This is a genomic window from Vibrio sp. TMPB1044, assembly GCF_030442075.1.
GTDB lineage: Bacteria > Pseudomonadota > Gammaproteobacteria > Enterobacterales > Vibrionaceae > Vibrio > Vibrio satsumensis.
In genome coordinates this window covers 105,108-129,819 of sequence record NZ_JAUJED010000078.1, presented here as the reverse complement: position 1 = coordinate 129,819, position 24,712 = coordinate 105,108, and the positions used below count along the sequence as shown (strand labels likewise).

Annotated in this window: 16 protein-coding genes and 1 tRNA gene; 5 read left to right on the top strand and 12 right to left on the bottom strand. The window is 44.5% G+C overall.

Annotated features, from left to right (window positions below; translation table 11 throughout):
- The first annotated feature begins 36 nt into the window (after positions 1-36).
- From rpoD to QQ041_RS22870, 3 genes are all read left to right on the top strand, one after another.
- A complete protein-coding gene (gene rpoD / locus QQ041_RS22880) occupies positions 37-1,881 on the top strand; it encodes an RNA polymerase sigma factor RpoD (protein WP_017061407.1) in 1,845 nt (614 codons plus the stop codon).
- 163 nt (positions 1,882-2,044) lie between these two features.
- A tRNA-Ile gene (locus QQ041_RS22875) sits at positions 2,045-2,120 on the top strand.
- A gap of 204 nt (positions 2,121-2,324) precedes the next feature.
- Entirely contained in the window at positions 2,325-3,593 is a 1,269-nt protein-coding gene (locus QQ041_RS22870; protein WP_146490501.1) for an O-acetylhomoserine aminocarboxypropyltransferase/cysteine synthase family protein, read from the top strand.
- 84 nt (positions 3,594-3,677) lie between these two features.
- On the opposite strand, the gene glmS is transcribed toward QQ041_RS22870, so the two are convergent.
- On the bottom strand, positions 3,678-5,510 hold the full coding sequence (glmS, locus tag QQ041_RS22865) for a glutamine--fructose-6-phosphate transaminase (isomerizing) (RefSeq protein ID WP_285955136.1): 1,833 nt from the start codon (positions 5,508-5,510) through the stop codon (positions 3,678-3,680).
- 106 nt (positions 5,511-5,616) lie between these two features.
- The gene (locus QQ041_RS22860) at positions 5,617-6,387 is read right to left on the bottom strand and encodes a DeoR/GlpR family DNA-binding transcription regulator (protein ID WP_146490499.1); all 771 of its coding nucleotides are present in this window, start codon (positions 6,385-6,387) and stop codon (positions 5,617-5,619) included.
- Positions 6,388-6,816: 429 nt separating this feature from the next.
- Here QQ041_RS22860 and pykF point away from each other — a divergent pair, with 429 nt between their 5' ends.
- Together pykF and QQ041_RS22850 are read left to right on the top strand one after the other, a co-directional pair.
- The gene (pykF, locus tag QQ041_RS22855) at positions 6,817-8,229 is read left to right on the top strand and encodes a pyruvate kinase PykF (protein WP_017061403.1); all 1,413 of its coding nucleotides are present in this window, start codon (positions 6,817-6,819) and stop codon (positions 8,227-8,229) included.
- 176 nt (positions 8,230-8,405) lie between these two features.
- Positions 8,406-9,077 carry a GntR family transcriptional regulator gene (locus QQ041_RS22850; RefSeq protein ID WP_019826885.1) on the top strand — a complete coding sequence of 224 codons (672 nt, stop codon included), beginning with the start codon at positions 8,406-8,408 and terminating at the stop codon, positions 9,075-9,077.
- Between the two features lie 582 nt (positions 9,078-9,659).
- On the opposite strand, the gene QQ041_RS22845 is transcribed toward QQ041_RS22850, so the two are convergent.
- From QQ041_RS22845 to QQ041_RS22800, 10 genes are all read right to left on the bottom strand, one after another.
- On the bottom strand, positions 9,660-11,543 hold the full coding sequence (locus QQ041_RS22845; protein WP_285955135.1) for a GGDEF domain-containing protein: 1,884 nt from the start codon (positions 11,541-11,543) through the stop codon (positions 9,660-9,662).
- 113 nt (positions 11,544-11,656) lie between these two features.
- Entirely contained in the window at positions 11,657-12,151 is a 495-nt protein-coding gene (gene ilvN, locus QQ041_RS22840; RefSeq protein ID WP_008219984.1) for an acetolactate synthase small subunit, read from the bottom strand.
- A gap of 1 nt (position 12,152) precedes the next feature.
- Positions 12,153-13,892, bottom strand: a complete 1,740-nt coding sequence (locus tag QQ041_RS22835) for an acetolactate synthase 3 large subunit (protein WP_146490497.1) — start codon at positions 13,890-13,892, stop codon at positions 12,153-12,155.
- A 459-nt stretch (positions 13,893-14,351) separates the two neighbouring features.
- Positions 14,352-16,160 carry a long-chain fatty acid--CoA ligase gene (locus QQ041_RS22830; protein ID WP_146490496.1) on the bottom strand — a complete coding sequence of 603 codons (1,809 nt, stop codon included), beginning with the start codon at positions 16,158-16,160 and terminating at the stop codon, positions 14,352-14,354.
- 201 nt (positions 16,161-16,361) lie between these two features.
- Positions 16,362-17,321 (bottom strand): transcriptional regulator LeuO, encoded by a 960-nt coding sequence (gene leuO, locus QQ041_RS22825; RefSeq protein ID WP_060983006.1) that lies wholly within the window; start codon positions 17,319-17,321, stop codon positions 16,362-16,364.
- A 346-nt stretch (positions 17,322-17,667) separates the two neighbouring features.
- A complete protein-coding gene (locus QQ041_RS22820) occupies positions 17,668-18,738 on the bottom strand; it encodes an MJ1255/VC2487 family glycosyltransferase (RefSeq protein ID WP_146490495.1) in 1,071 nt (356 codons plus the stop codon).
- A 54-nt stretch (positions 18,739-18,792) separates the two neighbouring features.
- On the bottom strand, positions 18,793-19,317 hold the full coding sequence (locus tag QQ041_RS22815) for a phosphatase PAP2 family protein (protein WP_146490494.1): 525 nt from the start codon (positions 19,315-19,317) through the stop codon (positions 18,793-18,795).
- A gap of 216 nt (positions 19,318-19,533) precedes the next feature.
- The gene (locus QQ041_RS22810; RefSeq protein ID WP_146490493.1) at positions 19,534-22,641 is read right to left on the bottom strand and encodes an efflux RND transporter permease subunit; all 3,108 of its coding nucleotides are present in this window, start codon (positions 22,639-22,641) and stop codon (positions 19,534-19,536) included.
- Complete coding sequence (locus tag QQ041_RS22805) at positions 22,638-23,975, bottom strand: efflux RND transporter periplasmic adaptor subunit (RefSeq protein WP_285955134.1); 1,338 nt, start codon at positions 23,973-23,975, stop codon at positions 22,638-22,640. Before QQ041_RS22805 ends, QQ041_RS22810 begins: the two co-directional genes overlap by 4 nt.
- Positions 23,975-24,634, bottom strand: coding sequence for a TetR/AcrR family transcriptional regulator (locus QQ041_RS22800; protein WP_146490491.1), 660 nt, complete (start codon positions 24,632-24,634; stop codon positions 23,975-23,977). The genes QQ041_RS22805 and QQ041_RS22800 overlap by 1 nt, the downstream gene beginning before the upstream one ends.
- Positions 24,635-24,712 lie beyond the last annotated feature (78 nt).

Genomic DNA, 24,712 nt, shown 5'->3' with positions numbered 1-24,712 from the left:
AACGTCCTTCACCAGACCTGAAGTTGGATATCATCTATGGATCAAAATCCGCAGTCACAGCTAAAATTACTTGTTATTAAAGGCAAGGAACAAGGCTATCTGACCTACGCCGAAGTAAACGACCACCTACCTGCAGAAATCGTGGATTCTGAACAGGTAGAAGACATCATTCAAATGATCAACGACATGGGTATCAAGGTAGTTGAAACTGCACCTGATGCTGATGATCTAGCACTTAATGATGACGATGCCAATATAGATGAAGATGCAGCCGAAGCTGCAGCTGCTGCGCTTTCAAGCGTAGAAAGCGAGATTGGCCGTACTACTGACCCAGTTCGTATGTACATGCGTGAAATGGGTACGGTTGAACTACTGACTCGTGAAGGCGAAATCGACATTGCGAAACGTATTGAAGATGGTATCAATACAGTTCAACTATCGGTTGCTGAGTACCCAGGCACTATTCCATACATCTTGGAACAGTTTGACCGCGTACAAGCAGAAGAGATTCGCTTAACAGACCTAATCAATGGCTTTGTTGACCCAGACGACGATGGCACAGCTGCGCCAACGGCGACTCACATCGGTTCAGAACTTGCTGAAACTGATCTGGAAGACGAAGACAAAGAAGACGCTGAAGACGACGAGGAAGAGGAAGAAGAAGATACAGGTATCGATCCTGAGCTTGCTCTTGAGAAGTTCACAGCGCTTCGTACTAGCTACCAGAACCGTCAGCTAGCGATCAACGAGTACGGCCATGAAAGCCCGAAAGCAACGCTTGCAACGACAATGATGCAAGACGTATTCAAAGAGTTCCGTCTAACACCAAAACAGTTTGATTACCTAGTAAACGAACTGCGTAACTCTATGGATCGCGTACGTACTCAAGAACGTCTAATCATGCGTCAAACGGTTGAGTACGGCAAAATGCCGAAGAAATCTTTCATTGCTCTATTTACTGGTAACGAATCTAGCGAAGCATGGTTGGATGAAGTTCTTGCTTCAGACAAGCCATACGCAGAAAAGATCAAACGTAACGAGCACGACATCCGTCGCTCTATCCAAAAACTGGATATGATCGAACGTGAAACGTCTCTTACTGTTCAAAGCATCAAAGATATCAGCCGTCGTATGTCTATCGGTGAAGCGAAAGCTCGTCGTGCGAAGAAAGAGATGGTTGAAGCGAACTTACGTCTAGTAATCTCGATTGCTAAGAAGTACACAAACCGTGGTCTACAATTCCTGGATCTAATCCAAGAAGGTAACATCGGTCTGATGAAAGCCGTAGATAAGTTTGAATACCGTCGTGGTTATAAGTTCTCTACTTACGCTACTTGGTGGATCCGTCAAGCAATCACTCGTTCGATTGCCGACCAAGCTCGTACTATCCGTATTCCGGTTCACATGATCGAAACGATCAACAAACTAAACCGTATCTCTCGTCAAATGCTACAAGAGATGGGTCGTGAACCACTTCCGGAAGAACTGGCTGAACGCATGCAAATGCCTGAAGACAAGATCCGTAAAGTACTGAAAATCGCTAAAGAGCCAATCTCAATGGAGACACCAATCGGTGACGACGAAGATTCGCACCTAGGTGATTTCATCGAGGATACAACGCTAGAACTACCTTTAGACTCTGCAACGGCAACAAGCCTACGCGGTGCAACTAAAGACGTTCTTGCTGGCCTAACACCTCGTGAAGCTAAAGTACTGCGTATGCGTTTCGGTATCGACATGAACACTGACCACACTCTTGAAGAAGTGGGCAAGCAGTTCGACGTAACTCGTGAACGTATCCGTCAGATCGAAGCAAAAGCACTGCGTAAACTTCGTCACCCAAGCCGCTCAGAAACTCTGCGTAGCTTCCTAGACGAGTAATCACACGCTTTAGTGTGGTTAGCTTTTAAGCATAAATAAGAAAAGGTGAGCGTTGGCTCACCTTTTTTTTATCTGTGTGATTTAAGTGGCTAAGATGTAAGCGGAATTGCCCCTTATAGTGTCTAGACACCACTGAATGCTTCCCCTATAATCTATGCCCTACGGCCCCTTAGCTCAGTGGTTAGAGCGCACGACTCATAATCGTTCGGTCCCCAGTTCAAATCTGGGAGGGGCCACCAAATTAGAAAAGCCAGAACAGTTCATGCTGCTCTGGCTTTTTGCTTTTCTAAATCTGTACAACTCACGCCCTGCACTTCCTAACCAATATCGAATCGTCCCGCATACAATTCCAATTGCCTCTCTGTGACTAAACATACTTTTCTTTTATAAAAAAATCGGCAATATGAGTGTACACAAATCATTCAATAGTTCAGGGAAGACTCATGAAAGACGAAACACTCTCGATTCACTTCGGTTACGACACTGATCCAACAACCAAATCGGTTGCCACACCTATTTATCAAACCGTCGCGTACGAATTCGATGACGCACAACACGGCGCCGATCTCTTCAACCTTGCGGTGCCAGGTAATATCTACACACGGATAATGAATCCAACCAATGACGTGTTAGAAAAACGCATGGCGGCCTTAGAAGGTGGGATTGCAGGCTTAGTCGTGAGTGCAGGCAGTGCTGCGATCAACTACGCGATTCAGACGTTGGCACAAATAGGTGACAACATTGTTTCAACGCCTCAGCTTTACGGTGGTACTTACACTCTATTTGCTCACATGCTGCCAAACCAAGGAATTGAAGTTCGTTTTGCTAAAGACGACAAACCTGAAAGCTTAGCGGCACTGATCGATGAAAAAACTAAGGCGGTTTACTGTGAAAGTATTGGTAACCCAGCAGGTAATATTATCGACTTAGAGCGTGTTGCAGAACTTGCTCACGCACAAGGTGTGCCTGTAATTGTTGATAATACGGTGGCAACGCCTGTGCTGTGTAAACCTATCGATTTTGGTGCCGACATCGTGGTGCACTCACTAACCAAATACGTGGGTGGTCACGGTACAACGTTAGGTGGCGTGATTGTCGACTCAGGTAAATTCCCATGGGCACAGCACAAGGACCGCTTCCCTGTGTTTAATCAGCCAGAGCCTTCTTATCATGGCGTGGTTTATACCGAAGCCTTTGGTGAGGCTGCATTTATTGGTCGCGCTAGAACGGTTCCACTACGCAATACAGGTGCAGCACTGTCACCCATGAATGCTTTCATGTTGATGCAAGGTTTGGAGACGTTGTCGTTACGCATGGAGCGACACACAGAAAACGCATTGAAAGTAGCGGAGTACCTTCAGCAACATGAGAAAGTAAGTTGGGTGAGCTACGCTGGTTTACCAACGTCTGAGTTCTACCCGCTTGCTGAAAAATACATGCAGGGTAAACCATCGGCTATTCTGTCTTTTGGTTTGAAGGACGGTTATGAAGCAGGTGTCCGCTTCTACGACGCGCTACAAATCTTCAAGCGCTTGGTGAACATTGGTGATGCCAAGTCTCTGGCTTGTCACCCTGCTTCTACAACACACCGTCAATTAAGCGAAGCTGAACAGAAACAAGCCGGAGTATCACCAGAGATGATTCGCCTCTCAGTAGGTATTGAGCACATTGACGATATCTTGGCTGACCTAGAGCAAGCACTGAGCGCTTAGTGACGCTAAAGCTTTAAGTAACAGACATAAAGAAGCCCATCACTGGATGGGCTTCTTGTTATCTATATCTTATCAAGTGCACGATTATTCAACGGTAACAGCTTTCGCTAGATTACGAGGTTGGTCAACGTCGGTACCTTTGATCAACGCAACATGGTAAGACAGCAGCTGCATTGGTATTGTGTAGTAGATAGATGCCGTTACTTCACTTACGTGAGGCATCTTGATAATCTTCATGTTCTCATCGCTTTCGAAACCAGCAGCTTCATCTGCAAATACATACAACAGGCCACCACGAGCACGGACTTCTTCAACGTTTGATTTCAGCTTCTCTAGCAAGTCGTTACTTGGTGCAATAACGACAACTGGCATATCTGCATCTATAAGAGCCAAAGGACCGTGCTTAAGCTCACCAGCCGCGTATGCTTCTGCGTGGATGTAAGAGATCTCTTTCAGTTTAAGAGACGCTTCCATCGCGATTGGGTAGAACTCACCACGACCTAAAAACAGAGTATGGTGCTTATCAGCAAAGTCAGGTGCTAACGCTTCGATCTCTTTGTCAAACGCGAGTGCTTTCTCAATGTCAGCTGGCAAGTCGTGCAGTGCTTTTACGATTTCCGCTTCTTTCTCTTCATTGATACGACCTTGTAGGCGACCAATTGAAGTAACCATCATCAGCATTGCTGCTAGTTGAGTTGTGAACGCTTTCGTAGAAGCAACACCGATCTCCGTTCCTGCGCGAGTCATAAAAGCAAAGTCAGATTCACGAACCAGCGAAGAACCGGCAACGTTACAGATGGTCATTGCTGACATGTAGCCCTTCTCTTTTGCAAGACGAAGTGCAGCAAGCGTATCCGCAGTTTCACCAGACTGAGACAGAGTCACCAATAGGCTATTCGGGCGAACAACGAAGTCACGGTAACGGAACTCAGAGGCGATCTCTACGTCACAGCTTACGCCAGCTAGAGATTCAAACCAGTAGCGAGCTGCCATGCCTGAGTTATAAGAGGTACCACATGCGATGATCTGTACATGTTCAACCTTGCTTAAGATCTCTTCCGCTTTAACACCAATCGCGTTAGTGATAACCGAAGTGTCAGAGATACGACCTTCCATTGTGTTGATCAGCGCGGTTGGCTGTTCGAAGATCTCTTTCTGCATGAAGTGACGGTATTGACCTTTATCACCAGCATCATGTTCTGCGTTTGATTCTACGATTTCACGCTCTACACGCTCACCCGCTACATCAAATACCGTTACATCACGACGAGTAACCTCAGCAACATCACCTTCTTCTAGGTACATGAAGCGACGAGTTACACTTAGCAGTGCAAGTTGGTCTGATGCCAGGAAGTTCTCACCCACACCAAAACCAATAACGATAGGGCTACCAGAACGAGCCACAACGATACGGCTAGGATCTTTACGATCAACAACAACCGTGCCGTACGCGCCGTCTAATTGTTTTGCGGTTTTCTGTAGCGCTTCAACCAAAGAAGCTGAAGTGCGAAGTTCCCACTCAACTAAGTGAGCGATAACTTCTGTATCTGTTTGTGAAGTAAACACGTAGCCACGCTCTTGCAGCATAGCGCGCAGTGCTTCGTGGTTTTCGATAATGCCATTGTGCACAACGGCAATATCGCCAGACATGTGTGGGTGGGCGTTCGCTTCAGATGGCTCACCGTGTGTTGCCCAACGAGTGTGAGCGATACCTGTACCACCAATCACATGTTGCTCGTCTACCGCGTCAGCGAGCTCTTGTACTTTACCAAGGCGGCGGACACGAGTTAAGTTAGCTTCGGTATCAACTACAGCGACACCCGCTGAATCGTAGCCTCGGTATTCTAGGCGGCGAAGGCCTTCTACTAAAATTTCGGCTACATCACGCTGTGCTACTGCACCAACAATTCCACACATAGTTTTACTCCATCAATTTCGTTTATTCCTATTGGCAGCAAGCAAAGGCCATATCTTTATTAAGATCAATTATAGGAAGGTAAATGCATAATACTTAAATTTGTTTTTACGCTGGATCGGTCAGGATCACGCGAACATCATGTGATTCGATACTTGCTATGGATTCTTCGCCTAAGTCTGTATCTGTAATTAAGATGTCAATGTGTTCCCATGCCAGCTCTAAGTTCGGGATCTTTCGTCCCACCTTTTCCGACTCAACCATCACGATCACTTCTCGTGACACTTCAGCCATTACTTTGCTTAGGCCAACCAACTCATTAAACGTGGTTGTACCTCTATCAAGGTCGATACCATCGGCCCCGATGAATAGTTGGTCAAAATCGTAAGCGCGAAGCACCGACTCTGCGACTTTGCCTTGGAAAGAGTCCGAATGCGTATCCCAAGTGCCGCCAGTCATTAATAATGTAGGCTCGCTTTCAAGCTCATTAAGCGCATTAGCGACGTGCAATGAGTTGGTCATAACAACCAAGCCACGCTTGGCATTAAGCTGCTGAATTAGGGCACCTGTAGTACTGCCACTATCGATCACGATGCGGTTATGGTCGCGAATTAAATCTGCAGCGGCTTTTGCCAATGAAACCTTTCGAGTCGAAACTTGTTGACCCAGTTCTTCATTAACAACCTCTTTCGGTAACGAAATCGCACCACCATAACGGCGTAAAAGCTGACCGTTTTTCTCTAAAGACGCCAAGTCCTTTCTAATAGTGACCTCTGAGGTTTCGAACTTAGCGGATAATTCATCAACACTAACCTCCCCTTTTTCATTCACTAAGTTAGAAATTGCATGTCTTCTGAGCTGCGTGTTTCGTTTCGACATTTAAAAAAGACCATTAAGTTTCGATATGAAAGATATTATAGTTGCAACGAAACTATTTAGTCCATTTATTTTGATCCAAAAAATTAATAAATAGCGATAAAACCTTGTCCTAAGACAATTGTTAAGCAGTGATATTGAACTCATTAGGTGGTAGAATCCGCACCCGAAAAGAAAAAAAATTACAAAACTGACTGTTATTTTTTTGCAACTTACCGCCTATATAGTGGGGTAAGTCACATAAAACCGATATTGAATCAAAATCTTTTGGTCATAAAATGACTAAAATTGATGAAAGACTTACAACTCTGAAGGACATATTGGAAGTCCCGCGCTTTTACACAACAGGCACAAAATGTTGATGTAGCGGACCAATCTTCAGAACTTAAATAAATTTCAAATTGTAACAATACTTACCGGAGAGTACCTTCCATGAAAAAGACCAAAATCGTATGTACGATTGGCCCTAAAACTGAATCTGTAGAGAAGCTAACTGAACTAGTAGATGCTGGCATGAACGTTATGCGTCTTAACTTCTCTCACGGTGATTTCGCAGAGCACGGCACTCGTATCGCGAACTTCCGTAAAGTAATGGAAAACAAAGGTGAGCAACTTGCTATCCTTCTAGATACTAAAGGTCCAGAAATCCGTACTATCAAGCTTGAAGATGGTAACGACGTAGATCTAGTAGCTGGTCAAGAGTTCACTTTCACAACTGACGCAACAGTTGTTGGTAACAAAGACGTAGTAGCAGTAACTTACCTAGGTTTCGCTAAAGACCTAACAGCGGGTAACACTATCCTTGTTGATGACGGCCTAATCGAAATGGAAGTTATCGCAACAACAGAAACTGAAGTTAAGTGTAAAGTTCTTAACAACGGTGCTCTAGGCGAAAACAAAGGTGTTAACCTTCCTGGCGTTTCTGTTCAACTTCCAGCTCTTTCTGAGAAAGACAAAGCTGACCTTAAGTTTGGTTGTGAGCAAGGCGTTGATTTCGTTGCTGCTTCTTTCATCCGTAAAGAAGAAGACGTTAAAGAAATCCGTGAGCTTCTAAACGCTAACGGCGGCGAGAACATCCACATCATTTCTAAGATTGAAAACCAAGAAGGTGTAGATAACTTCGATTCAATCCTTGAAGCTTCTGACGGCATCATGGTTGCTCGTGGTGACCTAGGTGTTGAAATCCCAGCTGAAGAAGTAATCTTCGCTCAGAAGATGATGATCGAGAAGTGTAACCGTGCACGTAAGATGGTTATCACTGCAACTCAAATGCTTGACTCTATGATCAGCAACCCACGTCCAACTCGTGCAGAAGCGGGTGACGTTGCGAACGCAATCATGGATGGTACTGATGCTGTAATGCTTTCTGGTGAAACTGCTAAAGGTAAGTACCCAGTTGAAGCTGTTACTATCATGGCTCAAATCGCGAACCGTACTGATTCAGCTCTTAAAGCCGAGCTAGGTTCTCGTCTAGACAGCCCACGTCTACGCATCACTGAAGCAGTATGTAAAGGCGCTGTAGACACTGCAGAGAAGCTAGCTGCTCCTCTAATCGTTGTTGCAACTGAAGGCGGTAAGTCTGCACGTTCAGTACGTAAGTACTTCCCAACTGCAAACATCCTTGCTCTAACAACTAACGAAAAGACAGCTGCACAGCTAGTTCTTACTAAAGGTGTTAAGCCAGTTCTTGTTGACTCTATCGAGAACACAGACGCGTTCTACATCAACGGTAAAGAAATCGCTCTACAATCTGGCCTAGGTAACAAAGGCGACATCGTAGTTATGGTTTCTGGTGCTCTAGTAGCTTCTGGTACTACAAACACGGCATCTGTTCACGTTCTATAAGAATGAACCGATTCGCATAAAATATAAAAGAGGGCTTCGGCCCTCTTTTTTTATGAAACAAAATCTTGCCTAACTTTTCAGTACGCTGTATTATCAATCACAATAGAACTACGTACTGTTAACTTCCAATTGGCTCTTTCTAAGAGACGGATTAGCAGACTAGAAATCATATATAGATGAGGTTTGTAATGTCTAGTCCTACGCTCACTGACAAAGTATCAAAGATGATTCGCCAAGATATTCTTAATGGTGAGTTAACCCCAGGCCAAAAGCTCGTTGTTGCTGATCTAAAAGCACGCTACAACGTTGGCGCATCCCCTATTCGTGAAGCCTTGGTACAATTATCTTGGAGCAAATACGTAAAGCTAGAGCCACAAAAAGGCTGCTGGGTATCTCCTGTATCAAAGAAAGAACTGAATGATCTCTACGAAAGCCTTCGTGTTGTCTCTTCTGTTCTGCTTAAAAAAGCGATTTCAGCGGGTGATGAGAGCTGGGAACTAGATGTATTAACGTCTTACCATAAACTGTCGCGAGTGCAGTACGTATCTGAAGAGTTTGATTGTGTTGAGTGGGAAGAGCGCCATCAGCAGTTCCATGTTGCGTTACTTGAAGGCGCTGATTCAGAGAACATGTTTAAGTTCTTTGATGACCTAATTAACCAAGTGAAACGTTACCGCTTCCTCGCTATGTCTGCAGAAAGCGCATCTGATGATCTGTTCAATATTGATGAGCACGAAATGATCATGAAGCTAGTACTCTCTAAGAATGTAGAACAAGCGACAGAACTGCTTGATCAACACTTACTAGGTTCAATGAAACGAATTGAAGAAGTTATCGAAGCGGCATAATGCCAAGATAAATTCTCACCAAATAAAAACGGAGCCCAACGGCTCCGTTTTTTTTTCCAGTACCACGACTGAACTACCACCCAAAAAACTCTTTGTGATGAGTATTGAGCAGCACAACCATAGGTAAAAAATACAATGCACTAAGCTGAAAGCCAAGAATGGCTAATGTGCCTATGGTTAACCTCACTAAAAAATCGACAAACATACCACGCCTCTTTTAACCAGACTGTATGATCCCCAAACTCTTGCTCCAGCTAACCTAATTCTACTGCTGCCTTTCAAGTTATTGATAAGGCTAGCTAACCAGCTGAATTAAGTTAACGGTGTCATCCTTTTACATCTGGTAAACACTCAATTTATTATATCGTTTCACACGATGTAATCTGAAGCAAAGTAGTTTACTTATTGTTCATTTTAGCTCAAATTTTCACCAGCATTAGACTTTAGTCTAACTGTATAGATTTTGTGACATAGGTCATTCAAAAGTGAGATTCCTAATAAAAAGGGGGGAAAGGCAAAATGAGTCGGGGAGCCGCTTGAAGAAGTTAAGCAAATAGAAAAGAGGACTAGGTAGAAGCGAACCTAAGCGACATCATCGTAGCTAGGACACATAGAGACCGTATTACGGCCAGACGATTTAGATTCGTAAAGTGCAACATCAGCACACTTATATGAACGAGTGCTGTTACTGGTTAAATCCGTAAAGCCAACACTCACCGTTACCTTAGTTCCAGCTGCTAGCTCAATCTCGATTCGTAATCGTTCCAATACGCGTTTTGCTTCCGGCAGTGAGGTGTGTGGCATCAAGAGTGCAAACTCTTCTCCTCCGACACGTGCAACAAAGTCAGTCCCACGAAGGCTATCTTGCAGAAGCTTAGCAACACTTGCAATCACACGGTCGCCTTCATCGTGGCCAAGTTCGTCATTGATTCGCTTAAAGTTATCGATATCGACTAAGGCTAAGCACGTAGTCGCTTCATTAGGATAACGCTCAACCAAGCGAGAATAGTAAGCTAACTGCTCTTCGAACTTTCGTCGGTTCCAAAGATTACTCAAAGAGTCGCGTTCACTTAAGATCCTCAAACGCACCTCAAGCTCCTTCCTTACGGAAATATCAACCAACGAAGTGATGTAGTAGCTGACTTTGCCCGAACTGTTTTTGACCACATGAACTCGCATGATCGCAGTAAAAGGAATACGTAACTTGTTCTTACACTGAACTTCCCCTTCCCATACTTCTTCTTGTTCTAAATGGCTCCAGATGGTCGAACTTGAGAGCACTTGGTCGGTATTCTCAAGCAACAACTGCAATGCATTCTGGCCAATAACTTGTTTTTTACTGTACCCAGTCATGTTTTCAAATTCGTTGTTGATCATCATTGTGCGGTGTTGCTTGTCAGAGATCATCACTGCCGACATGCCATTCAATGCGGCGCGTGCCAATTTACTCTCTAGACTTCGGCGTCGATAGTGCGTCACAATGTAAGCAAACGGGAAAGCGAAAATCAGCACCGTAATCAAAACAATGATCTCTTCATAGGCCAGATCATTCAGATCACGCTCAGCTCGATCCATCAATTGCTTGTGATTAAGTTGAATCAGTAAATGAACCTTTTGACTGTTCGCGAGCATAACCGTGTTAAAGGCAAACAAATTACCATCTTCAAAAACGTACCCTACCTGATCATTGGAGATCGCATCCCATGTCTTCGGCGCGATATTTTTCAGGTTGTAGCCTTTTCTTTCAGGAATAGAGTCTCCGAACAACTTACCGCTGTTGTTACTCGCGATGAAGTAGCCCGCGTCATTGAGAACTTCTGCTCGAAGATCGTTATCAGGTGAAAAGCTCAGACGCGACGATAAGCCCCATACATCGAGATTGATGACAAGGTAGCCTACTCTTTCGTCTGGGGTTTCTACGGGGGTAAAAACACGGATTACCGGCGAATACGGGAAGGTGACTTCACCATGCTCCGTTTCAAGCTCAATACCCCAACCGCCAATCTGTTCGGCTTCTAGTTTTTGAGCGTATTGGAAGTAGTTAGAATCTGACCTATCTTGCAGATGTTGAGGTAGCGTCACCCTACCGGTATCAGAGGAATAATTAACCCGCACCAGTTCTTTACCTGTGATATCTAACAGATGGATTTGTGTATACCACTTCTGATTCACAAGAACAGATTGCCAGACCTCTTCAAGTAGACCTTTGGTTTGGTCTGAAGGAGAAGAAGCAAAGTTAACCAAACTCTGGCTATGACTTAGTAGCTCCATTACCGAGACTAACTGAGTCTTAAGAAGATCATAATCTCGCTTGGCATACACTAACTGATGGACGGCTTGCTTAGCCGAGTAGTCAAAGCTCTGCTGTTTTACTTCTTTGTAGCGCTGTAAATAATACAGGCATACTGCAGAAGACAGTATGATAGAGATAATCAGCAATGTAATTATTGATTTTTTATTTCGCATTGCTAACTCAGATGAATGGAAGTGCAGCGCGGGATTATAGCACTCTAAAAAATTAACAAAATAAAAGCCGCTTACAAAAGCGGCTTTTAAGTTGTTTTTTAAAGACTTATCGCCTAGGCTTTCAACGCACGTTCGCCTCGTGCGATGCCAACAACACCACTTCGAGCTACTTCAAGCACTTCCGTCACTTCAGACAATGCCTGAATGAAGGCATCAAGCTTCTCGCTAGTGCCGGCCATTTGAACCGTATATTGAGAAGCCGTTACATCAACGATTTGGCCACGGAAGATATCAGCCGTGCGCTTCACTTCTGCACGAGCAAAGCCGCTCGCGCGTACTTTTACCATCAACAGCTCACGCTCGATATGCTCAAGCTCAGATACTTCTTGTACCTTAAGTACATCGATTAGTTTATGTAGCTGTTTCTGGATCTGCTCAAGCTGCATTTCGCTTGAGTTAGTGGTTACGTTCAGACGAGACAGCGTCGGATCATCGGTTGGAGATACGTTCAAAGACTCGATGTTGTAGCCACGCTGAGAAAACAAGCCAACCACACGAGAAAGTGCACCAGGTTGGTTTTCCATTAATAGTGAAATGATGTGTCTCATATTATGTTCTCTCCGTTTTGCTTAGCCACATGTTATCCATACCCTCGCCCTTGATCTGCATTGGGTATACGTGCTCGGTGTCATCCACACTGATATCGACAAATACCAAACGGTCTTTCATCGCCAGTGCTTTTTCCAAACCTGATTCCAGTTCATCCGGAGATGAAATACGCATACCAACGTGGCCGTAAGCCTCGGCGATAGCAGCAAAATCAGGAACAGAGTCCATATATGAGTTAGAGTGACGGCCTTGATAAACAATGTCTTGCCACTGTTTTACCATGCCTAAGAAACGGTTGTTAAGGTTAATAATCTTAACTGGGATATTATATTGCAGCGCAGTCGACAGCTCTTGGATGTTCATCTGAATACTGCCATCACCCGTTACCACAACCACTTCTTCGTCTGGCTTAGCAAACTTAACCCCCATTCCAGCAGGCAGACCAAAGCCCATCGTGCCTAAGCCACCAGAGTTAATCCAACGGCGTGGCTTGTTGAATGGGTAGTACAATGCTGCAAACATTTGGTGCTGACCTACATCCGAAGCAACGTAAGCATCACCATTAGTTACTTTATGAAGTGTTTCAATAACTTGTTGTGGTTTGATGCACTCTGAAGATTTTTCATAAGCTAGGCAATCACGATCTTGCCACTGCTTGATTTCACTCCACCAGCACTCTAGAGCTTGCGCATCGTTAGTGCCGCCCTGCTCAATCAGCAGGTTAACCATGCTTTCTAGTACTTTTTCCGCAGAACCTACGATAGGCAGATCCACTTTCACGTTTTTAGAGATCGACGATGGGTCGATATCAATATGCATGATCTTTGCGTTCGGGCAATACTTATCCAGGTTATTGGTCGTACGGTCATCAAAGCGTACACCGACACCAAAGATAAGATCAGCATTATGCATCGCCATATTAGCCTCATACAAACCATGCATACCTAGCATACCCAAAGAGTTCTTATGAGTGCCAGGGAAAGCGCCAAGCCCCATTAGGGTACTTACTACGGGTAAATTCAGTGCTTCAGCTAATTTGATTAGCTGTTTATCTGCCTCAGAAATAACCGCACCACCACCGACGTAAAGTACTGGCTTCTTCGCTTCAAGAAGGGCTTTTAGCGCCTTTTTAATCTGACCTTTATGACCCGTAACCGTTGGGTTGTACGAACGCATTTTGATCGTTTCTGGGTATTCATAAGGAAGCTTGATTTGTGGGTTTAAGATGTCTTTGGGCAGATCAATAACCACAGGACCGGGACGTCCTGTCGTTGAAATATAGAATGCTTTTTTAACGACTTCAGGGATATCTTCCGCTTTCTTAACTAAGAAGCTGTGTTTAACGATCGGGCGTGATACACCCACGATGTCACACTCTTGGAAGGCATCGTTACCAATAAGGTTATTTGGTACGTTACCAGAAATAACAATCATTGGGATTGAGTCCATGTAGGCTGTTGCAATACCAGTAACGGTATTGGTCGCACCTGGACCAGAACACACAAGTACTACACCCGGTTTACCGGTAGAACGAGTATAGCCATCTGCCATGTGGGTAGCGGCTTGTTCGTGTCGTACTAATACGTGTTTAATTTCAGCAGTTTTAGCATGCAGCGCATCGTAGATATCAAGTACAGAACCACCCGGGTAACCAAAGATTTGTTCTACACCCTCTTCAATCAGAGACTGCACCACCATCTCAGCGCCGGATAACATTGCTGTTTCAGGTTTTGTTGTCATATTGCTCTCCTCACCAGTTTCCAATCATATTTGGTGAACATGTTGGGCTGGTTTTTCATAGTCTAGGGCTTATTCGTAGCCTAATTCGAAATACTTCCACTTTTTCGGCTATGGCTGTCTGTCGTGATAACAACAAACAGTAATACGAAACAACTTTAACGCTTTATTATCATCTGGTCTAACACCTGTTATTCGGCCACTGTGCCAAAAAACCAACTATTAGCTCAAAGCATTAAATAAAACCCACCCAAGACCTAAATGATAGATTTAAAAACTGGTTACCAGACAAAAAAAAGCACTTAATATTTCGAAAGATCGCTATTTTTCGATTAACAGCGAGCTTTCTGGCGTGCGTTTTCGCACATTGTGCGTGTCATTAGATACAAAAAATCCCCCTAAAAATGCAATCACATCCGTAGGGGGATTTTTAAACAACTGAAAATTTATCTAAGCAGAAAACTACTTATCTTTTGGCTTTTCATTGTACATTTCTTCGATTTCGTCTTGATACTTATCGTTGATAACTTTACGACGCAATTTTTGAGTTGGTGTCAGCTCACCATCATCCATAGAAAATGCTTTTGGTAGCAGTTTGAATTTCTTCACTTGCTCAAACTTAGCCAGTTCTTGCTGTAGGTCATTCACACGCTTTTCTAGCATCTCGACGATTTGGTGATGCTTAACAAGCTCAACGCGATCGTGATACTTGATATTAAGCTCTTTGGCATACTCTTCTAGTGAGTCATAACAAGGAACAATCAGCGCAGAAACGAATTTGCGCGTATCAGCGATAACAGCAATCTGTTCGATAAAGTGATCTTTACCAATCGCGCCTTCCACCACTTGCGGTGCAATGTACTTACCACCAGAGGTTTTCATCAGCTCTTTGATACGATCGGTAATGAACAGGTTACCATTTTCATCAAAATGACCCGCATCACCAGTTTTCAAGAAACCGTGCTCATCGAATGTCTTAGCTGTCTCTTCTGGCATCTTGTAATAGCCACGCATCACCATTGGACCACGAACAAGAATCTCGTCCTTCGCACCAATTTTTACTTCTGCGCCCGGCATCGACATACCAATCGAATCAGGGTTAAAACAGCGGTCATCCCAACAAGATACTGTTGCTGTGGTTTCTGTCATGCCGTAACCAAGTTTTACGTTGATACCGATAGCATGGAAGAAACGACCAATCGTCTCATCAAGCTTTGCGCCACCACATGGCATAAAGTTGATGTTGCCACCTAGTAGAGCGCGCAGTTTAGATAGCACAAGCTTATCGGCTAGTGCATGGCTCTTTTTCAGAATTAACGATGGAGTACGACCTTCCTGGTGACAAACTGAAAGCTTTGCTCCCATGTTCACCGCCCAAGTAAATAGCACTTTACGAATAAATGGCGCTTTAGATACCTTCTCGTGAATCGCAGAGAAGATCTTCTCATAGAAACGTGGAACCGCACACATTACTGTTGGTTTCACATCGCTTAACGCATCACGCACTTGCATCGTGTCTTGCAGGTAGCAGTTGGTTGCGCCTTTATAGAGAACGTAGAACGTCCAAGCACGCTCAAATACGTGTGACAGAGGTAGGAAACACAGTGAGACATCGTCTTTGCTTAGGCTAAGGCGCTCATCGTGGCCTTCTAACTGGTAGCCAATATTGGTGTAATCAAGCATTACGCCTTTTGGCTGACCTGTGGTACCAGAGGTATAGATAAGAGTCAGTAAGTCGTCCATGCTTGCATCAGCAAGACGCATGTCAAGTTCAGCTTGTTGTGCTTCAACGCCACGCGCCATGAAGTCAGTCCACGATACTGCAAAGTTGTGGCCTTGAAGGTCAATGTCATCAGACATAGCAACAACCACTTCTAACTGTTCGCACTCTTCAAACAGGCTAACAGCCGCATCGAATTGAACCTGTTCGCCAACGAATAAGATCTTCACATCTGCGTTTTGGATGATGTAAGAAGACTGTGCTGCTGTGTTCGTCGGATAAATCGGCACAGTCACAAGACGCGCTTGTAAAGATGCAAAATCTGCCACTGTCCATTGAGGCATATTATTCGAATAGATACCGATCTTATCCTGAACTCTCAGTCCTTGAGCCAACAGTGCTAATGAAAGCGTATCGATTTGTTGTCCAAACTGTTCCCAGCTAATGCCTTGCCATACATTGTCTACTTTGTGCTTCAAAGCTGTACGGTTGCCGCCTTGGGCAATTTGGTCACGAAGTCTTTTTACGATATGAAAATCTAAATTGGCCATCTCTTTACCTTTGGCTTACACCTGTAAGCTTTTTTGAGCGCACAAGTGTACCTCTGATCATGGAAAAGGCAACTGATGAAGCTCAAAGTTATAAGTAATAGTACGTCTCACGCTAAGTTTTCTATCAACAAAAATAGCAGGTACAAAAAAGCCCCAAGCCAGACTCCTAGCTTAGGGCTTATAAAACATAGGGATTAGTGTCTAGTTAAGTGCCACGACTTCACCACAGATCATCATTAACTGATCTCGTAACCAAATGTGTCCTTTGTCCTTTTCACTTGATTCGTGCCAGCTTAGGAAGCCAGAAATAGCCGCATTATCGAATGGGAAATCTAGAATCTGAAGCTGCTCTTTATTTGCTGCATGCTCTACCATCCAACGAGGAGCAATCGTTACTAGTTCAGATTGACCAACAACGTAAAGAACGTTGCTCAAGCTCGTACCTTCATAGAAAGGCGTGCAATCTAGGTCACGGTAAGCTTGCTCAGAGAAGCTACGTTGACCATGGATGCGAGACAGTTTTGCGTGTTTTTCGTTAAGCAGCTCTGCCGCAGAAACTTCACCGTTGATGCGTGGGTGAGAAGCAGAAGCAACCACAACTAATTCATCTTGGAAGATTTCAGTGCTTGAGAAGCCTTGCTCATCAAAACGAGCGTAATCAATAACGAAGTCGATTTCTTGGTAGCGCATGCGCTCTGAAAGTTGACGATCGAATTCAGCATCCATGTGCAGTTTAACGCTAGGTGCTTGGTCATTGATTGTCGACATAATCTTAGGAGCAAAACGCATGTCACAAGGGCTGCAAATCGCAAGTTTGAACAGGCGAGAAGACGACTCTGGAGAGAACACAGAACTTGGTAGTTCGTTGCGTACTAACTGTAGCGCTTGGCGGATTGGACCAAACAACTGACGAGCACGTTGAGTCGGTTGAATACCACGACCTTGACGCATGAATAGTTCGTCGTTAAACATCACTTTTAGACGAGCAACAGCGTTACTTACAGCAGGCTGAGACATACCCAGATTGTGAGCTGCACGTGTAATGTTTTGTTCTTGCATAACTGCATCAAATACAGTCAAAAGATTTAAGTCAACTCCACGAAGTGTGCTTTCCATTCTGTAGCTTGCAATTGCACTCATTGCGTCTTTTTTCTCTAACATTCAAGTTGCCTCTTGTCGGTTCGACAGCGTTAAATTGGTAATGGTATGGGAATAGATAACCACTAATTCTTATATTTATCAGACCGATACTTTTCGGATTACCATTACTATTAACCAATACATCTCGAGCTACCAACAAGATTGATAAAGAATAATTTTATTTTATCTTAATGATTAAATAACACCTAAAAATCAGAAACTTATAGAGTTATAAAAAAACATAAAATGCTTCACTTATGAGTTTCATTTCGACTTATTTAGCTGTTCTATCGTTTGGTTACAATTGTTACAACTTATTGAACCTATGAATTGGTTGGCCCGTCCATTCAGAAATAACACTTATGAGTTAGGTGAGCGATGCATAACTTGGAAAATCTACCTTGCCCCAAAGTTGCTTTCTTAAGTCGTCTTGATTAGACCAATTCCCCGCTAATAGCCATTCAACGAGTGCACTTGCCACGTCAGGGTAAGTGACCACTTCAGCCTGTTTTTCACTGAGCCAAGTACGCAAGATAGCCGCATCTAAAAAGGTCATGGTTTGAGCTAATCCAAGAGCCTCTAGCGTCGCCACATTGCTCTGTTGTTCGAACTGTCCTTCGAGTGGTTTGAGAAGCAATTTTTTCCCCAAGGTTAGGGCTTCAGATGGCAATTCAAAGCCGCCATTGGCTACCACACCTGAGCACTGGTTTAGGTCGAATTGAAAGCCTGCATGACTGAGTGGTTTAAACTCAATATTTTCGACTCGGCTATGCTCAATGACATTCGGGTGGTAGCAAACAAAATTATGGGAAATGAACTTCATCAGCAGCTCTGAGATCGACTCAATCTCCTCAAACGGCAAATAGACCAACGTAAAATCTGGTGCTGTTTTGGTTTGTTCATTACCAACCAGCGTGTGAACAATAGGTGTATGAACAATAGGTGGTAAAATCGGCTGTTCAAAGTGATACCAATGCAAACCAATAGAGTGCTCGGTTGGAGCGAAATGTTGAATCACTGAATGTTCAATCCAGTTGCCCCCTTCTTTGGGTACATCATAACGAAACGCATTCTGGTGGCTTATCCCAATGCATGGCACACCTTGCCGCTTAGCCGCCCATGCAGTCACAGGCTCAAAGTCATTAATCACTAAGTCATAAGGCGTAAGATCGATCTGGTTAATCTCACGGAGAAATCGCCAGATGTTATTCTTGATGAATGTTTTGCCGTATTTAACCTGCCCCTGCTCGCTGTAAAAAGTTAAGCCGCTGCGAGTCTGATAGTTGCCAAACGCTTCCATCGAAAAGTATTTACTCGCTTCTCGACCTGAGAATAGAAAATCGACATCGATATTTTGCTGACGAAAAGCCACAGCCATTGCTCTCGCTCTCGCGATGTGACCATTCCCCGTACCTTGTACACCATATAAAATTTTCATGCATGTTCCTTTGAATTTACCACTTTAGCTCGGCAGTGATTGCCAACAAAATGATTACAGGATGAAACTGATAGCAAGGCTAGTACAAGCGATGCCCAAGGCTGCACCAATCAGTACGTCCGTTAAAAAGTGCACACCGAGCAGGATTCGAGAGCCTGCAATCGCAGTTGCCCACACCAAGCTAAAGAGGTACAAGCTCGGATAGAAATGTCCAATTAGGGTCGCCATAACAAAAGCCGCAGCGGAATGCCCTGAAGGCAGGCTGTATTTATCGGATGGCACAATATGAGAGTGAAGCAGTGAAGAGAATTCAGCTGGTCTACGGCGCTTGAGGGTATTTTTGGCCAGCCAGTAGATAGGCAGTTCGATAGCAAAAGCGGTTAAGCCCACCAAAAGAAAATCTCGACCGGTGTTGCTATCAGCCAGCAGTGCAACCAAAGCAATCAAAACATAAAGGTGTCCATCTCCAGTATGAGACACCGCTTTACTCAAGGTTGCATGTTGCCCGCTGTAACGGTTCTTTAAACAGAAAACAGAAAATGCCACATCCCAGCGGACAATAGGTTCGATGGTACGCATACGTTCTCCTTAACAATCCTTATTCAGTTAAGGCTCAAGTTATTCCCCTGAAATGACAGTTAAGTGACGTTTTTAATGAACTAAAATGAATTTTGAAGCAAATGACTCAACTAAATTGTGCATCCCAAGCTTGAGTGTGATCACACAGATACAAATAAAGCGACTCAAGGTCGCTTTATTGTTTGTTATTTCTTTAAAAACGAATAAACGAAGACTCTATAACGAGAGTGGCTCGTGCTTTTTCACCAAACCGAAATCCGCCAATATCGCGTAGGCCGCTGGGATCATAAACAGCACCAGTAAGGTCGAGGCAAATATGCCGAACACAATCGAAATAACCAATGGCTGGATAACCTGAGCCTGCAAGCTAGTTTCTGTTAGTAGCGGTAACAAACCAGCGGCTGTCGTCATTGAGGTCAAAAATACCGCACGGAAACGCTCGCGACTGGCTTTCACCACTGAGTCATGCACGCTATCTCCCTCATCGACATGGTGACGAATATACTGCACCAACAAGATAGAATCGTTGACCACAATCCCGGCAAGCGACACAAAGCCCATCATGCTAGGCATACTCAAAGAGTGCCCAAGTATCCAGTGACCAACAACCACTCCAATAAAGGCGAGTGGAATGGCTAACATCACGACCACAGGCTCTAAGTAGCTTCTGAACTGATAGCTAAGGATCGCAAACACGCCGAATAAGCCGAGTAAGAATCCTTTGCCCATCGAGGCGCCAGTCTTAGCTGCATCTTTAGCTTCCCCTTCGAAATCAAAGCGTAAACCTGGGTACTTCTGAACAAGCTTGGCTGCTTCATCTTTTTGGAACTGAGCCAAAATTGCGGATGAGCTCGCTTTCTTATTGTCAATATCACCAAAGATGCTGATGGTTCTCAGCCCATCAATGCGCTGGATTCGCACGTAATTACGTTGGAAATCTAATGTCGCCAATGTTGCTAGCGGGATCTGACTGCCATCTGCGGTAATGATTGGGAAGTTAGCCAGCTGCTGTATGTCGCCCGCTTGCTCTTTATCAAGACGAACCTCAATCGAGATATTCTCAACACCGATTTGAATCTCATCCGCCGTTTGCCCAAAGAAAGCCGCTCGTAACTGAGATGCAATCATCTGCCCATTCACATTGTAGGTTTCGGCTCCAGGGCGCAGCTTCACTAAGATCTCTTCCTTACCCATGCGCATGTCATCAAGCACACCATGTACGCCATCAAACTGATTGAGGTATTCCTGAATATCCAAAGAGGCCGATTTCAATGCACTCAGGTCATCATGCTTAGCACGAATCTCAATAGCACGACCGCCCGGGCCCATAGTGGGTTGCTTAAACACCAATGAAATAGGATCCGCTAAATCGCCAATATCTTCACGCCACGCATCAATGAAGTCATCGATAACCGTATTACGGCTCTCTGCTCCACGTAAGTCTAAGCGAACTGTAGCTAAATGTGGGCCAGATTCATTAGCATCGGCGTTAGCATTGAATTGGCTGGTGATGTGCTCGACCAGTGTATTGCCTTCCTCAACCTCTTCGCTCCATTGCTTGTTCAAACGCTCAGCCGACGCGACAATTTTGTCGACGACTTTTTCGGTTTGAGACAATGATGCGCCCGGGGGAAGAATAATACGCGCCTCGGCAATATCGCCATCCAACTCAGGAAAGGGCTGGAATTTGACAACGCCACCAGCGATCAAGGAGATGGATAACAACAGCAGAGTTATCACACCGCCCATAAAGGCATAACGGAACGTCACGACCTTCTCGACCATGTTCATCAAAGTGGTATTGCGGAAGTTCTCAAACTTCTCTAACAACACGACTTTGAAGCGCAGTGCAGGCTTGTCATTTTTTTCTTTATGTAATGAATGAGATAAGTGATTTGGTAGAATAAGAAACGCTTCGATTAGACTCAGCGACAACACCAAGATAAGTACCTGAGGCACCGCTTTAAGCACCGCACCCATTTCCCCATCAAGGAATAGTAAGCTACCGAAAATACACACAGTGGTTAAGAAAGAAGATAACACCCCGGGGAGCACTTTCTTAACTCCGTTGTACACCGCATCATCAACATTTTGCCCCCTATCTAAATGGGAGGCTATCGATTCGGCAATCACGATGGCATCATCCATCATAATACCGATCGCCATTAATAAGCCGACCAATGACATGATGTTGATCGACAGGCCAAGGTTGGCCATTAAAAACAAGCCACCAAGGAAGGCTACGGGTAAACCTGCCGCAACCCAGAATGAATATCGCAAACTGAAGAACAACCACATGGTGGCAAACACCAGCACAATACCTTGCCAGCCGTTGCGTACCATCATGGTTAAACGATCCCAAAGCACAGACGAGAGATCATTGGTCATTTGCAATGTCACACCATCAGGGGCAATCGCGCTTTGATCTTCAACGAATCGGGTCACGTTCTCTTTGATTCGTAGCGCATCATCTTCTTTGTTTTTGCTGATCTTCAATAGCGCAGAAGGCTTACCATCAAACAGTACCTTCTGTTCATCAAGCTCAAAGCGGTCGGTTATTTTGGCTATGTCCCTTAAGCGAATCACCGAACCATTAGGCGCAGATCCAACCACGATACTTTCCAGTTCAACAGGCGTAATTCGCCTCTCGTCAAAACGAATCAAAAAGTTCTTGTCTGGTGTTTCAACGTTACCGCTCGGAAGCTTTACATTTTGACGGCCTATCTGATCGGCGATATCACCGACGCTCAAACCCAGCTGACGAATGGCTTGGGTATCCAGTTCTACTCGATATTGATGATCTGAGAAGCCGCTGACCTCGACCAAAGATACACCGTAATCGAGCTTCATAGTGCGCTTAAGCTCTTCCGCGTAGGCCTTAAGTTCCGGCCACGACGTTTCGGCTGTGATGGCGATATCAACAACTGGTTCATTCCAATCTAGCTCTTGAACAACAGGTGATTCAATCTCGGTTGGGAAGTCATTGATCGAGTTGATCTGAGTTTGCACGTCCACCAGCATTCGGCCGATGTCCGCTTTCTCATTTAACTTGAGAATTAAACGAGCGCTGCCTTCGATCGCTTCACACTGAGTCTCTTCAATGTTAGCTAACCCGTCTACTGCATCTTCCATACGCACACATAAGCTCTCTTCCACTTCTTGTGGAGAAGCGCCGGGATAAACAATCGCAGCCATAATGTAAGGCGGGTCATAAGCGGGAAATGTTTCACGTTTGATGGTTGATAGTGAACTTATACCCAAGATCAACAGCCCAAGCATCAGCAAGTTGGCTGCTGTTGGGTGCCGAGAGAAAAACTTGATCATGACGCACTCTCCTGAGTATTTGATTCCAGCTCAGCCTCTTCAGGGTTCGACTCTTTCAGTAACATGCCTTCAATTGCTGGCAGAACATCATTGAGCACCAGTTTATCTCCAGTTTGTAGCTCGCCACTCACAACCACTTGATTGTCTCTGCGATAAAGCACTTCAACATTGACCACTTGCAAACGCTGATTGTCATCCATCAGATAAACCTTATCACCATGCAGTGCTCGCTCTGGAACCACCCAACTCAGATTCGCTACACCCTCAATCTCAGCTTTGACAAACATGCCGTTGACCAAAGGCGTTGCGCTGTCTGGTTGCAATTGTGAGTAATCTTGAGCGATCTCGAGAATAATCCCCGCCGTCGCTTGGTTTTCATCAACTGTTTCGCTGATTCTTGCCACCTTCGCAGGCCAGCTAAGGTTCAGGTTGCCGCTATTAAGTTGAATGCTTGCTTTGATTGGCGCTTCATAAGGATTAGGGATTCCTGCTGCATCGCGAGGGAACTGGTTAAAACTGGAGGCTAAAGTTTGCATATCGTGAATAGAAAGTTGTGCCTCCACTTCCATGACATTAATCCCGTGAGCAATAAACATCTCTTGCTGAAGATTAACCACTTGATTTTGTTCAATATCAACCTGAGCTATTCGCATAGCTCTTGGCAAGGTTATGGTGGTCTTATCGAGAGAGCGTTGTGCTTCTTTCACTTTAGATAGGTTGACCTTAATCACCGCTTGCGCGACGCGTTTTTCATCTGGCATTAAAGCAATTTGGTTCGCGATATCCAACACTAGCTTCTGTTGAGACAATGCGCTTTGTTGTTGCAGGTCGACATCAGACTGAGAAGTTAGTCCTTTCTTACGCAGATCCTGTTTACGTTGTAGCTCTTTGTTGCTGATCACTAAGCGATTCTTTTCGATCTTAAGAGTCTGATTAAGGTTGTCTTCTTCTTGATTCAATTTCGCTAATGAGGTTTGGCTTGATTTTAGATCCGCCTCTGCTTGTATCAGTTTCAATTCGTAATCCAATGGATCAACCTTGAGCACAACCGTTCCTGCAGGGATCACCTGCCCTTTTTCAAGATCCGGGTGTCGATACACTATTTGTCCTGTCACCTCAGCAATCGCTTTCCATTCGACTTTCGGCACCACTTTGCCAAAACCAACCGCTAACGGCGCTATCAGTTGTTGCTCTAGGCTTACTGTATCAACTAAGCGGGCTCTATCACCTGCAGGTTTGGTTGGCAGATCCGGCTTCAAGTTAATCGCGGCGACAAGGCCAATCACACCAACCGCAAGTGCTGGAAAGAAGAGTAGTTTTTTATTTATTTTCATTATCTTTGGTCCTGCACAGAAGAAGGGCTAGGCGTATTTATAAAGCCTTCTGTCATCAATTTAATGTTGTGTTCGATTAAGCGGTTAAGAAATTCTTCATTAATCTCAATACCATGGATTGCTAATAGAGGAGGCGGCGCAATGAATGGAAATACCATCAAGCTTATATACGACACGCGACAGAGTTTAGGATCCATATCTTTTCTTAAGACGCCTTGTGCCACCAGTTTTTCAAAAATGACATCTTGAGCAGGTTTGGTTACATCAAGAAAGACCTTCTCTAGCAACTCTCTCTGCACCTCTGAAGGCGGCATATTCATCACTTGAGCTATCAAGCGAGGAAACTTGGGCACCTTGACCATCTCTTTGTAGTAAGTCCGCATTAAATCAAGAAAGTTCTCATGGCTGCTTTCTTCAACCAACCTTTGCATCTGCAATTGCATCGGTCGTAGCGTTTCACGCAGCATCGCCTCAAACAGCCCGGCCTTACTACCAAAGTAATAACGGATCATCGCAATGTTCACACCCGCACGATCAGCAATTAAACGTGTCGAGACCTTATCGTATGGCTGAACGACAAACAGATCACGAGCATGCTCAATCAATAACTGTCGAACATCTAAGTTCTTTTGAGGTCGCCCTGCTTTTCGTGCCGTCATGGCAAAAATCCATCTCTATAATTAATCATATGATTAATTATAGAGATAAACAGGCGTAACAGTAGAAGATTAATTACT